13 protein-coding genes and 1 tRNA gene are annotated in these 12,372 nt (G+C 42.0%); 12 read left to right on the top strand and 2 right to left on the bottom strand.

The annotated features are described in order from the left end of the window. Positions 1–117: 117 nt before the first annotated feature. The gene (locus NSQ36_RS16100; protein WP_003213318.1) at positions 118–699 is read left to right on the top strand and encodes a carbonic anhydrase; all 582 of its coding nucleotides are present in this window, start codon (positions 118–120) and stop codon (positions 697–699) included. A gap of 37 nt (positions 700–736) precedes the next feature. Then, the gene (locus NSQ36_RS16095; protein WP_310025426.1) at positions 737–2,359 is read left to right on the top strand and encodes a SulP family inorganic anion transporter; all 1,623 of its coding nucleotides are present in this window, start codon (positions 737–739) and stop codon (positions 2,357–2,359) included. A gap of 28 nt (positions 2,360–2,387) precedes the next feature. On the opposite strand, the gene NSQ36_RS16090 is transcribed toward NSQ36_RS16095, so the two are convergent. Beyond that, positions 2,388–2,717, bottom strand: a complete 330-nt coding sequence (locus NSQ36_RS16090) for a MazG-like family protein (protein ID WP_003213115.1) — start codon at positions 2,715–2,717, stop codon at positions 2,388–2,390. 136 nt (positions 2,718–2,853) lie between these two features. Here NSQ36_RS16090 and NSQ36_RS16085 point away from each other — a divergent pair, with 136 nt between their 5' ends. Then, a complete protein-coding gene (locus NSQ36_RS16085) occupies positions 2,854–3,432 on the top strand; it encodes a TIGR00730 family Rossman fold protein (protein ID WP_034620142.1) in 579 nt (192 codons plus the stop codon). A 64-nt stretch (positions 3,433–3,496) separates the two neighbouring features. On the opposite strand, the gene clpP is transcribed toward NSQ36_RS16085, so the two are convergent. Next, a complete protein-coding gene (gene clpP, locus NSQ36_RS16080) occupies positions 3,497–4,093 on the bottom strand; it encodes an ATP-dependent Clp endopeptidase proteolytic subunit ClpP (protein WP_024719872.1) in 597 nt (198 codons plus the stop codon). Positions 4,094–4,321: 228 nt separating this feature from the next. Between clpP and NSQ36_RS16075 the strand changes: the two genes are divergently transcribed. The 9 genes from NSQ36_RS16075 (at position 4,322) to NSQ36_RS16035 (ending at position 12,169) form a co-directional block, all read left to right on the top strand. After that, entirely contained in the window at positions 4,322–4,627 is a 306-nt protein-coding gene (locus NSQ36_RS16075; RefSeq protein WP_050944247.1) for a TM2 domain-containing protein, read from the top strand. A gap of 118 nt (positions 4,628–4,745) precedes the next feature. Further along, positions 4,746–4,821: transfer RNA gene (locus NSQ36_RS16070), tRNA-Arg, on the top strand. Between the two features lie 316 nt (positions 4,822–5,137). Next, positions 5,138–5,602, top strand: coding sequence for a DinB family protein (locus NSQ36_RS16065; RefSeq protein ID WP_050944245.1), 465 nt, complete (start codon positions 5,138–5,140; stop codon positions 5,600–5,602). A gap of 263 nt (positions 5,603–5,865) precedes the next feature. After that, positions 5,866–7,035, top strand: coding sequence for a macrolide family glycosyltransferase (locus tag NSQ36_RS16060; RefSeq protein WP_335352029.1), 1,170 nt, complete (start codon positions 5,866–5,868; stop codon positions 7,033–7,035). Between the two features lie 122 nt (positions 7,036–7,157). Further along, the gene (gene nikA / locus NSQ36_RS16055; protein ID WP_327839761.1) at positions 7,158–8,789 is read left to right on the top strand and encodes a nickel ABC transporter substrate-binding protein; all 1,632 of its coding nucleotides are present in this window, start codon (positions 7,158–7,160) and stop codon (positions 8,787–8,789) included. A 15-nt stretch (positions 8,790–8,804) separates the two neighbouring features. Beyond that, complete coding sequence (gene opp1B, locus NSQ36_RS16050) at positions 8,805–9,734, top strand: nickel/cobalt ABC transporter permease (RefSeq protein WP_148959631.1); 930 nt, start codon at positions 8,805–8,807, stop codon at positions 9,732–9,734. A 5-nt stretch (positions 9,735–9,739) separates the two neighbouring features. Continuing rightward, positions 9,740–10,627: a nickel/cobalt ABC transporter permease gene (gene opp1C / locus NSQ36_RS16045; protein ID WP_310425637.1), complete on the top strand. Its 888-nt coding sequence runs from the start codon at positions 9,740–9,742 to the stop codon at positions 10,625–10,627. Then, a complete protein-coding gene (locus NSQ36_RS16040; RefSeq protein WP_327839766.1) occupies positions 10,590–11,405 on the top strand; it encodes an ABC transporter ATP-binding protein in 816 nt (271 codons plus the stop codon). Before opp1C ends, NSQ36_RS16040 begins: the two co-directional genes overlap by 38 nt. Next, a complete protein-coding gene (locus NSQ36_RS16035) occupies positions 11,399–12,169 on the top strand; it encodes a dipeptide/oligopeptide/nickel ABC transporter ATP-binding protein (RefSeq protein WP_310425641.1) in 771 nt (256 codons plus the stop codon). Before NSQ36_RS16040 ends, NSQ36_RS16035 begins: the two co-directional genes overlap by 7 nt. Positions 12,170–12,372: the final 203 nt, after the last annotated feature.

Genomic DNA, 12,372 nt, shown 5'->3' with positions numbered 1-12,372 from the left:
TTTCTCATTTTTTTCTTTTTTTTCTATCATTTTTCATCTTTATGCTTGAGAACACACGAAAGAAAAGGAGGACAGGCATGAGCTTACGTGACTTATAAAAAGATGGGAGATGGCAGGATGGGATCAAAATTAGAACAGATTCTTCAGCACAATTCAAAGTTCGTACAAGAGAGACATTATGAGCCTTACAAAGCGGGGAAATTTCCTGAAAAGAAACTCGTCATATTAACTTGTATGGATACACGTCTTTTGGAATTATTGCCGCAATCCATGGGGCTACGTAACGGTGATGCGAAGATCATTAAAAATGCGGGCGCCATCGTCACACATCCTTTTGGCAGTGTGATGCGGAGTATTCTGCTAGCAATCTATGAGCTAAAGGCAGAAGAGGTATGCATTGTAGGACATCATGAATGCGGAATGGCAGGTCTTGCGGCAGATCCTTTACTTGAAAAGGCGAAAGCGCGTGGCATTGAAGAGAAATGTTTGAGCATTGTGAAAAACTCAGGAGTTGATTTAAAGGGATGGCTGACAGGCTTTGATTCGGTTGAAGAGAGTGTGTCCCAAAGTGTGAAATTGGTTAAAGAGCATCCATTGATGCCAAGTGATGTGGCTGTTCATGGACTTGTCATTCATCCAGCAACGGGAAAGCTGGATGTCGTTGTGAAAGATAATCAGATTGATGCGCAGTATACCTAAATCATCTACACATACTTGAAGGAGGCCAACACATACCATGCGTTTTTATGGAAGATTTGAAGGATATGATTCATCAAAATTTAGACGTGATTTAATCGCTGGGCTTGTCGTGGGCGTTGTGGCAATTCCTTTAGGCATGGCTTTTGCCATTGCATCTGGTGTCGGACCAGAATATGGATTATACACAGTCATCGTTGCCGGCATTTTGATTTCATTGTTTGGTGGTTCAAAGTATCAGATCGGCGGGCCGACTGGGGCGTTTGTTCCGATTTTATTTGGTATCGTCAGCCAATACGGTATCGAAAACTTACTCATTGCCGGTTTTATGGCAGGGTGTATGCTTGTATTATTCGGGATATTCAAACTAGGGAAGCTCATGAAATTTATTCCTCGTCCGGTTATCATCGGCTTTACTGCTGGCATTGCTGTCATTATTTTTTCAGGACAGATTGCCAATTTCCTCGGATTAAAGGGTGTTGAAAAGCATGAAAGCTTTTTCCTCAATATGAGAGAAATTGTGGTCCATCTCGGTACCGCAAACAGTCTTGCCATCATCACAGCTGTTATTGGGCTTATTGTGATTTTGGTGGCACAAAAATACATTCCCAAAATACCTGGTGCTCTATTAGGTCTATTGGCTTCAACGTTTCTAGCTGTTCTCTTTTTCCAAGGACAAGTTGAAACGATCGGCTCGGCATATGGGGAAATTCCTCGTCAGCTGCCAAGCTTTGCTTTTCCTGAATTAACGATTGAAAAAATGATCTACCTCCTCCCTCCAGCGATTGTCATTGCGCTTTTAGGCGGAGTAGAATCGATCTTGTCCGCAATGGTTGCTGATAATATGAAAGGCTCTAAGCATGATAGCAACAAGGAGCTTGTCGGACAAGGGATCGCCAATATGGCGGCACCGCTGTTCGGAGGAATTCCGGCGACTGGGGCGATTGCCCGTACGGCAACAAACATCAAAAATGGCGGAGCAAGCCCGATTTCAGGTGTTGTGCATGGCGTCGTCGTGCTGCTCATCTTAATGCTCTTTGCGCCATATGCGTCGATGATTCCACTTGCTGCGATGGCACCGATTTTAATGTTTGTGGCTTGGAATATGAGTGAGAAAAAAGAGTTTATCAATATTGTAAAAGTGAAAAATGCGGATTCCCTTGTACTTGTTGTGACCTTCCTGCTTACGGTCATCGGTGATTTGATTATTGGCGTCACCGCAGGTCTCATTTTAGCCTTTATCGCTTTCATCAAAAAAATGAGCCAGACGACCAGCATTCATCCAAACGTTGCGGTTCCCCAGATGGAAACAGCAGCTGCTTTAGAAAAACAGACAGACCAGCAAGGCATCAGTATGTACGCCATTGAAGGGCCGCTGTTTTTCGGAACAACAGATTCACTCGAAAATTCGATTCTTGACCATGTTCAGACAAAGCCGAAAACGCTCATTCTGCTCATGAATAAAGTCAACTATATGGACACATCAGCAGAAGCGGTGCTGATGAATATCTCCAATCGGTTAAAGCATCATAATGGCAAGCTGATGATTGTCGGACTTCAATCACAGCCGAAAGAGCTTTTGCACAGAACAGGTCTTTTCCATCATATTGGAAAACAGCATTTCTTTGAACGAACAGATGATATCTCACCACAGCAGCTATAAAGGTGGAAAAAAGCACGTGACGATGTGGTCACGTGCTTTTCAGTTCTGAAAAACGCTTTGTGAGTTTCTGTTGATGAGAGGAGAAAATCTCTTCTACTGTGACATCATAGAGATCGGCTAAAATAAGTAGATTCGCTAACACATCTCCCATTTCTTCAACGAGTTCTTTCTTCAACTCAGATGATTTTTGTTTTTGCTCGTCAGGCCGGTCACGTCCGATCTCGATGGCTCTAACAGCGCGAGCGAGTTCTCCTGTTTCTTCCATCAGGAACCCTAACCGGATAAACGGTCCGTATTCTGTCCAATTTCTCTTTTTGTAAAAATCCTTGATCCATTTCTCCATCTCATTTGTTTGCATTCTCTTTATACAGCTCCTTATATGGTGTGTACCTTTTGATTTTACACTATATATAGATGAAGCGGCTGTTTTTTTAAAAACAATTATAGTAGAATGAGTGGGTGAAGAAATCATAGAGAGAGATGGAGCTGTTTTGATGAAAACGATTTGTGTGTTTGCTGGTTCAAATCCAGGTGTGAAGGACGTCTACAAAGAAAAGGCTGTAGAGCTGGGGACTTATATGGCAGAGCATGACATCCGTCTTGTATACGGCGGTTCACGAATTGGATTGATGGGTGCCATTGCAGATGAGGTCTTAAGACATGGCGGGCAAGTCATTGGAGTTATGCCTAAGGGGCTTTTTAGAGGAGAAGTTGTACATCAAGAGCTGACAGAGTTAATTGAGGTAACGGGAATGCATGAACGAAAAGCGAAAATGAGTGAGCTGGCTGATGGATTTATTGCGATGCCAGGCGGCTTTGGTACATATGAAGAATTATTTGAGGTGCTATGCTGGGCACAAATCGGCATTCACCAAAAGCCAATCGGCTTGTATCAAGTGAATGACTATTTCAATCCGCTCATTGACATGGTGAAGTTTAGTGTACAGGAAGGTTTCTCGAATGAATCACACCTCCAATTGTTACATGCCTCCAGCGAACCGGAGGAATTAATCACGCAGATGGCTTCTTATCAAACACCATCTCTTCAGCAGAAATGGACGGAGCTGTCTTAAAGTAAAGCGTATTTCAACCACAAAAAACCGTCTGTTCAAGGAGCAGACGGTTTGTTTTGTCATATTATTTTTGTTCTTCTGAATTACGGGTCAAGACTTTGTCAATGAGTCCGTATTGAAGTGCTTCTTCTGCTGTTTTGAAGTTGTCACGATCTGTATCGCGCTCAATGACTTCGATTGGCTGACCAGTACGTTCAGCAAGTACTTGGTTCAGTTTATCGCGTAAAGAAAGGATTCGTTTTGCCGCAATTTCAATTTCTGTTGCTTGACCTTGGGCACCACCTAGTGGTTGGTGAATCATGACTTCACTGTTTGGAAGAGCATAACGCTTACCTTTTTCACCAGCAGCAAGCAGGAACGCACCCATAGATGCAGCCATACCAATACAAATGGTTGATACCTTTGGTTTAATAAATTGCATCGTATCGTAAATGGCCATACCAGCTGTGATTGAACCGCCAGGGCTGTTAATGTAGATAGAAATATCTTTTTCTGGATCTTCAGCTTCTAAGAAAAGCAGCTGTGACACGATGGAGTTGGCAACATTGTCATCGATCGCAGAACCAAGCATGATAATACGGTCTTTTAAAAGACGAGAATAAATGTCGTAAGCTCTTTCCCCACGATTTGTTTGTTCAATGACTGTAGGTATTAAATTCATAATGTTCCTCCTTCACCTTTTAGGTAAGTATGTAATTCAATGATACATTTTTGGTCAATAAAGGTCAAACAAAACGCAATCAAAAAATTCGACAGCCACATGTTATTTTTCCCAAAATTTATTTTTCTTAAACCATGGAAAAGTTTTAAAAAAATATGGTAAAACTTTCTGTTATGAGGTAATATTACCTATGTTATTATTATATATAGTCAGAAAGAAGGAAGAATAGTGGATAATCTTTTGGAGAAAAGTAGTTTGACTGATCAACAGCGTATTGTTGTATCAACTGAACTTCAAGCCAAAAAAAAGTCGAAATTAGTTGTATTTATTTTGTGGTGGTTCCTTGGAGCTATTGCCGTTCATCGTTTTTATCTTGATGAAAAGAAAGGCTATGCAGTGACCATGCTTCTACTAGGATGGTTGACATTGTTCATTTGGCCATTTATTGATGGGATCATTTGTCTTGTCAAAACAGTGGATGAAGTAAATGAAAACATGGAACGAAAAATTATTGCATCTGTTAAAAGTGCATAAGTCGACATGTCTGCATCTTTTCGGTGCAGGCTTCTTCTTTGAAGTCATCAGAATATCATTGCTTTCTTGCAGCATTTCCCTTATAATTTGATATGCTGACGTTCAAAAAACATATCGTGCGCTCGTAGCTCAGTTGGATAGAGCGGTGGTTTCCGGTACCACGTCTGCCGGGGGTTCGAATCCCTCCGAGCGCGTCTATACTATCCGATAGGATTCGTTTTATCAATTATGAAAAAAGCTGAAAACCCTTTGAAATAAAGGGTTTTTTGTTTTTTTATGAGCGGTATTGTGTGAGTAAATTGAGAGGAACTTCACTATTTATCATCGTTTAAGTGAAGTAGTTCATTTTGTACCAAAAAGCACGGAGTAAAATTGTTAAAAAGACAAATTTTTTTTATGATAGTGATTAAGTAAAGTTAATCTATAATTGGAGTCTAAAATCATTGAATCAACAATATTCTCAAAGCTTGTTCAACTAAAAGGGCAGAATCCTTTAATAAGGAGGCACTCATGAATTGTGAAAGTGTTTTACATCAAATTGAAGTAGCTGTTAAAACATTAATAGAAATAGTAAGTCAATTAGAAGAAGATGATTTACAAAAAAAACCAACTCCTCATAAGCAGTCTATCGGAGAGTTGCTGGAACACATTGCGATCATTTGTGAAGCGGACTGGCGTATTGCTAATGAGGCTACCCAAGAAGAGATGGAAAAGTTTTATGCTAATGTATCATATAGAACTTTAAAGTCGATAGAAAATGGCTTAATGACTAATTTTCATTCATTAAAAAATAATTATATGAAATTATCGGACACAGAACTACTGTCTCGTACCACTTCATATTGGGGTGTGACATATACAAGGTATGAATGGTTGTTAGAAATATTAGCACATGTATATCATCATAGGGGACAATTACATGCTATGCTTGTTCACTGTTACAATAAAGACCTCAAAATTTTAATGTTTGAATAATGTTCTTCAACTTCAATCAATGAATTTATCTATGCTGATCCGATCTCTATTGAAAACAGTCTGCTGCGTTTAAACAAATGCTGCTCAAAAAATAATAGAAAAAGGACAAAGCACTTAACTTGGGGCTTTGTCTTTTTTCTTCTAGTCATCTCTTAAAATACTAGCCATAAGACTCATTTCTTCCCTTTACAGGCGTATTTGTTGAGCCTGCTGGCTGTATATGATTAACATGGAAGAGAATTGACAATGAGGAGGGATTTCTTGTGGCGAAGATTTTATTGATTACATTTCCCGCTGAAGGGCATGTGAATCCTATGTTAGGGATCATCAAAGCTTGGGCGGATCGTGGAGATGAAGTGCATGCGGTCACAACTGTACATTATGAGGAACGAATCAAACGCTTAGGCGCTCACGTACATAAACATCCAGACTATATTCGGACATTACACGTGGATGAAGGAAATCTCGATTCCATGCAGCCATTCTTTCATGCCATGCTGCAAACATCATTTGATATTTTAGAGGTGGTGGAAACACTTTCTCAGCAGCATTCATTTGATTTTGTCTATTTTGATATGTTTGGGGCAGGGGAGCTTGTTCGAGATTATTTACAAATTCCAGGGATCGGTTCAAACCCATCTTTTGTACTGCAAGAGGCGCATTTTGATACACCACTATACAGAAAAGATGAGAAAGCCGATCATCTGTTAGAAAGCATACAAGAGCGCTTTGGCGTTCAGCCAACGCGTTTGATGCAATTCATGAAAAATCGCGGAGAACTGAATATCGTGTATACAAGTGAGTATTTTCAGCCGTCTGTCGATGCAGTGAACGATTCATTTGTTTTCATTGGACCGAGCTTTCTAAAAAGGGCAGATCAGCATGATTTCCCGCTGGAAGCACTTGAGCAAGATAAAGTCGTCTTTATTTCGATGGGCACCGTTCTTGGGGATACAGAAGCATTTTTTAATATGTGTATTGATGCCTTTGCCGATTTTGATGGAAAAGTGGTGCTCGCAACAGGTGAAAAAGTGGATCGGTCTCTCTTGAAAGAAGCACCTTCTCATTTTCTGATCGAGCCTTATGTGCCGCAGCTTGAAGTGCTTGAGCTGACAGATGTGTTTGTGACGCATGGCGGAATGAACAGTGTCAATGAAGGCATTCATTATCACGTTCCGATGGTTGTCATTCCTGTCGACAAAGATCAGCCGATGGTCGCACAAAGACTGACCGAGCTATCTGCTGCCCGTGCACTTGATAAAGAACAGCTGACAGCAAAGCAGCTAAGAGAAACCGTGGAATCTGTTCTGGGAAGTAACACGTACCGTGCTGGAATCGAAAAAATTGAAGAAAGCTTCCAAACAGCAGGTGGAACAGAAAAAGCATTGCGGGTGATCGATCAATTGTTGCAAACGAAACAGACTCAATCGTGAGTCTGTTTTTTTGATAAAAAAGAGATTGTATTCCCCATTCCTGTATGCTATTATTCATTTCGTAATCATTTCGATTAATAATCGTAATGATTACGATAATATAAGATTTGGGGGAAGTACATATGAGTGATCAGCCTGTTTACATAAAGAAAAAGCAATCCTATGTGACATACACCTTGATGCTGTTTTCAGTCATGGCTTGTTTTTTATTGGCATCATGCTCTGATAACAAAGCGTCTTCCGGTATGAATGACAGAGAAGAAGATGAGCTAGTGTATGCAAGTACAAAAGATATAAGGGATATCAATCCCCATTTATATGCTGGAGAAATGGCCGCTCAAAATATGGTGTTTGAATCGCTTGTTGTCAATACTGAGAAGGGCGTTCAGCCTGCCTTAGCGAAAAGCTGGGACATTTCAAAGGATGGGAGAACCTATACCTTTCACCTTCGAAAAGACGTAACTTTTTCAGACGGTGAGCCTTTTAATGCAAAAGCAGTGAAAATGAATATGGACGCCATCGTTAAAAACATTGAAAAGAATGCTTGGCTGAATCTTGTATCCGAAATCAAATCCACAAAGGCGGTGGATGACGATACATTTGTTCTTACGTTAAAAGAGCCATATTACCCTACGTTAGAAGAACTGGGCTTAACACGTCCCTTCCGTTTTATTTCTCCAAAAAGCTTCATTGATGGAACGACTGCCAAAGGAGTTCAAAGCTATGCAGGCACAGGTCCTTACGTGCTAAAGGAACATAAAAAAAATCAATATGCCGTTTTTGAAGTGAATGACCACTACTGGGGGGAAAAGCCAAAAATCTCAACAGTGAAGTGGAAAGTCATGCCGGATCACCAAACGATTTTACTTGCCCTGCAAAAAGGAGAAATTGATCTCTTATTCGGTGCAGATGGTGACATGATTGACGGAGACTCATTCCAGGCTTTAAAGGAAGCAGGTCAATACGGTGTGACCGTGAGTCCACCTGTTGGTTCGAGGTCAATCGTCATCAATTCAAATCAGCCAATGACAAAAGATCCGAAAGTCAGAGAAGCGTTTCAATATGCCATTCAAAAAGAGATGATCACAAAAGGCATTTTAAATGGAACGGAACAGGTGGCACATACGCTGCTTGCCCCGTCAGTCCCTTACGCAGATATCCCGCTGAAAAAGAAAACCTATCAAAAAGAGAAAGCAGAGGCATTACTGGATGAGGCAGGCTGGAAGCTGAAAAAAGACGGCTACCGCTATCAAAATGGCAAAAGGCTGAGTGTCGCCATTTACTATAATTCCGATAATGCAGGCGAAAGAACGATAAGTGAATCGATCCAACAAGATTTCAAGCAAGTTGGGATCAAACTGGATATTAGAGGAGAAGAAAAACAGGCATTTTTAGACCGCCAGAAAACAGGGAAATTCGACCTGATGTACTCGCTATCGTGGGGACTTCCTTATGATCCACAAACCTATGTTTCTTCGTTCCGCGTAGCATCACATGCTGATTATCAAGCTCAACTAGGGTTGAAGAAGAAAAAGTGGCTGGACGAGACGATTACGAAAGTATTGGTAGAACGAGATGAGCAAAAGCGGAAACAAATGTATCGAGACATCTTGACGTATATTCATGATGAAAATATCTATATCCCAATCTCTTATTCTGTGACAAAGGCCGTCTATAATAAGCGCCTGAAAGGTATTGGTTTTCATGTGTCACAGTATGAAATTCCCTTTGACCGTATGTATTTTTCGTCATAAAGAGGGGGCGGAGACATGACACGCTATCTCTTAAAACGAATATTGCTGCTTTTTCCGCTCATGATGTTCATTACTTTCTTTGCCTTTGTCCTGCTGACGATGCGGGCAAGTGATCCAGCTGAGGTTGCTTTGCGGGTGAATCAAGTGACGCCAACAGAAGACATGATTGAATCGATGCGGCAGGAGCTAGGCTTAGATCAGCCATTTCTTATACGATATGTCACATGGCTCAAAGATGGACTAACAGGGGATTTTGGCAGGAGTTATGTTACACAGGAGCCAGTTTTTGATCTTATCATGGAGGCGCTGCCTGCCACATTGCAGCTTGCAGGAGCAGCGCTCTTTTTCATCATTGTATTGAGTTTGTTACTCGGAGTGATCTGTGCATATGCTGCGCATACATGGGTGGATCGAGTACTGCGCGCTTTTGTATTTATCGCTGCTTCAATGCCTAGTTTTTGGTTAGGGATTTTGTTTATTTGGCTTTTTTCTGTCAAATTCAATTGGGTCAATACGAGTGGAATGGAAGGGTTCAAATCAATTATTCTCCCAGCTGTCACACTATCGCTGGGCTACTTATCGACCTATGTGAGACTCATTCGCAATCAAATTCTGAAATTTCAGCATGAGCCATTTGTTTTTTATGCAAGAGCTCGCGGATTAAAGGAACGGGCTGTTCAATTGAAAGTGATGAGACATGCGCTTCAATTAGCGGTGACAGCACTTGGTATGTCTATCCCGAAACTCATTGCTGGCACGGTTATTATTGAAAATCTTTTTGCTTGGCCAGGGGTTGGCCGGTTGTGTGTAACAGCTATTTTCCATGCCGATTTCCCTATTATTCAAGCCTATTTATTTGTGATGGGGTTCCTTTTTGTTGTGTGTAACCTCATGGCTGATGTTGTGCAAATGACCATGAATCCGCAGCTGCGAAAGGAGGCCTGAGAACGATGATAGGGTGGAGTCAATTAAAAAAAGACCGCATGGCGGTTCTTTCTATCTGGCTGTTAGTACTTGTCGTTTTAGCAGGACTGTTTGCACCAGTATTAGCACCACATGATCCAACAGAAACAAACATTCTTCAAAAATATGCCGGCATCAGCCTGACTTATCCGCTCGGAACGGATCAGCTCGGAAGATGCGTATTATCACGGCTTTTATATGGGATTCGGACCACAATGCTTGCGGCCATGCTGACGATGTGTCTGACGATGCTCATTGGCACCTCACTTGGACTCATGGCGGGCTTTTTCCGAGGAAAGGTGGACGGCTTGTTGATGAGGGCGTGTGATGTCATGCTCTCCTTCCCAGCAGAAGTGATGATTCTAGCGGTTGTCGGGATACTGGGGCCTGGACTGTTCAATATTATTTTGGCAAATGTCCTAGCGAAATGGGCCTGGTATACAAGGATGATTCGTTCATCTGTTCTGCAATATGCGAATGAACCATCTGTTCAGTTTGTAAAAGTATCTGGCGGCTCCCCATTTTACATCCTGAGAAAGCATTTATTTCCTCGCATTTCAGGAGAAATAGCTGTTTTTGCGACACTTGATGCGGGTTGGGTCATTTTAAATATATCGGCCCTGTCTTTTCTGGGATTAGGTGTGAGCGCACCTACCCCGGAATGGGGGATGATGCTCAACGAAGCGAAAAATGTCATGGTGACCCATCCAGCCCATATGCTTGCGCCTGGGCTCGCCATCTTATTTGTGGTCATGGCGCTGAACTTTTTAGGAGACAGCCTGCAGCAGGCTACGACCCCTGCGATGTATTATCACAATAAGAAGGGAGCGAGACCATTTGCCTTTCATCGACGTAAAAAACCTGTCCGTACATGATCCAGTCCAGCAAAAGAGTATCGTGGCGAACATGACATTCTCCCTACAGCAGCAACGCTGTTTAGCCATAATTGGAGAAAGTGGAAGCGGAAAATCAACCGTCGCAAAAGCGTTAATTGGCTTGATTCCACCTTCGTTAGAAGTGGAGGGAGCGATCATGTTGGATGGCGAGTTATTGACAACTCAGACAGCTGAGCAGTGGAGAGGCAAGCGGATTGGCTTCATCTCACAGGATGCGATGAATGCGTTCAATCCTATCGAAACCATTGGTCATCAAATGATGGAAACGTTCCAGCGGCATTTGGGCTTACGTGGAAATGAGGGGAAAGCACATGCCATCGCTGGACTGGAGCGTGTTCATTTGAAAAATCCAAATGAATTGTTGAAGCAATATCCTCATGAATTATCTGGCGGTATGCTTCAGCGAGTGATGATTGCGATCACGATGATGCTTTCTCCTGATGTGATCATTGCCGATGAACCAACTGCGTCGCTTGATGCGTATAATCGGCGTGAAGTCATCATTCAATTACAGAGCCTAAAAGAAGAAACAAGTGCCGCTTTGATCATCATTTCGCATGATTTAGGCGTTGTTCAGGCGATCGCTGACGAGGTGTTGGTGATGCATCAAGGGGAGATGCTTGAACATCGCCCAGCTGATAAGATATTCACAGCAACTGAGCATCCACAAACGAAGCATTTACTTGAGACGAGGCGCCGATTATCTGCGCCCCTAGAAACGCTGCGGCAGCATAGAGTGAGGGCATTTCCATGTTGATCACAGCTGATAGCCTCATCAAACATGGAGAGAAGAAAGGTTTCTTTTCTCGGCAGATGCGGTCAAAACCACGCATTTCAAACGTCTCGTTTGAAATCGATAAGGGACAATGTGCTGGGTTAGTTGGTGAAAGCGGCAGTGGTAAAAGTACATTGGCACGAATCCTGCTTGGTTTAGAAAAAATAAATAGCGGCAAGGTGCAGATTGATGGGAAGTCAGCTGACATATGGCGGAAAATGAACCGTGGAAAAATGAGTGTGGTCTTTCAGGATTATCGATCTTCAGTTCACCCTTCCTTTACGGTGAAAGAGATCGTTGCGGAGCCTATGCGATTGTTAAAGCAGGAAAAAAATGTGGATCAGAAGATTTTATCGTTGCTTGAACAAGTCAGACTACCCTCTTCTTTACTAAATCAGTATGCTCATCAGCTAAGCGGCGGTCAGCTCCAGCGAGTGTGTATCGCACGAGCCATATCAACGCACCCATCCATTCTCATACTAGACGAAGTCCTGAGCTCACTAGATGTCTCTGTTCAGGTGCAAATATTGGAGCTGCTCGAGACATTAAAACAAGAGCTAGACATGACCATCCTTATGATTACTCATGATATAGAAGCGGCAGTGTATCTATGTGATCGTCTCCTTTTTTTACATGAAGGAAGCATAGTGGAAGAATGCAAAAAGGATGAACTGCTTGATGCGGTCCATCCATTTACGCTGAAATTAATGGATTCACTTATGCCATTTCAGCTTGACAAAAAATAACCAATCTTTTATTGTAAACGTAACAAACGACGGAAGGGTGACCCAATGCAATGAAGTACTAATCCTATGACCTGTAAGCAAAATGAAAAAACGAAGGCAGTGAGCAAACGATTGGTTTGCCATGTTTGCTGCGTTTTCATTTTTTAGCTTCGGAATAGGATGGTACAGCTTGGGAATCAAAGAATGAGAAGATTGATACGGGG

It is taken from the genome of Bacillus sp. FSL W8-1143 (assembly GCF_037965155.1).
GTDB lineage: Bacteria > Bacillota > Bacilli > Bacillales > Bacillaceae > Bacillus > Bacillus pumilus.
The sequence above is the reverse complement of the archived record's forward strand: the minus strand, read 5'-3'. Positions and strand labels throughout refer to the sequence as shown.

What these genes read in the sequence shown, in the direction of transcription:
- NSQ36_RS16100 (WP_003213318.1), top strand. Translation starts at nt 118, where the DNA reads ATGGGATCAAAATTAGAACAGATTCTTCAGCACAATTCAAAGTTCGTA.
- NSQ36_RS16095 (WP_310025426.1), top strand. Translation starts at nt 737, where the DNA reads ATGCGTTTTTATGGAAGATTTGAAGGATATGATTCATCAAAATTTAGA.
- NSQ36_RS16090 (WP_003213115.1), bottom strand. Translation starts at nt 2,717, where the DNA reads ATGCAAACAAATGAGATGGAGAAATGGATCAAGGATTTTTACAAAAAG.
- NSQ36_RS16085 (WP_034620142.1), top strand. Translation starts at nt 2,854, where the DNA reads ATGAAAACGATTTGTGTGTTTGCTGGTTCAAATCCAGGTGTGAAGGAC.
- clpP (WP_024719872.1), bottom strand. Translation starts at nt 4,093, where the DNA reads ATGAATTTAATACCTACAGTCATTGAACAAACAAATCGTGGGGAAAGA.
- NSQ36_RS16065 (WP_050944245.1), top strand. Translation starts at nt 5,138, where the DNA reads ATGAATTGTGAAAGTGTTTTACATCAAATTGAAGTAGCTGTTAAAACA.
- nikA (WP_327839761.1), top strand. Translation starts at nt 7,158, where the DNA reads ATGAGTGATCAGCCTGTTTACATAAAGAAAAAGCAATCCTATGTGACA.
- opp1B (WP_148959631.1), top strand. Translation starts at nt 8,805, where the DNA reads ATGACACGCTATCTCTTAAAACGAATATTGCTGCTTTTTCCGCTCATG.
- opp1C (WP_310425637.1), top strand. Translation starts at nt 9,740, where the DNA reads ATGATAGGGTGGAGTCAATTAAAAAAAGACCGCATGGCGGTTCTTTCT.
- NSQ36_RS16035 (WP_310425641.1), top strand. Translation starts at nt 11,399, where the DNA reads ATGTTGATCACAGCTGATAGCCTCATCAAACATGGAGAGAAGAAAGGT.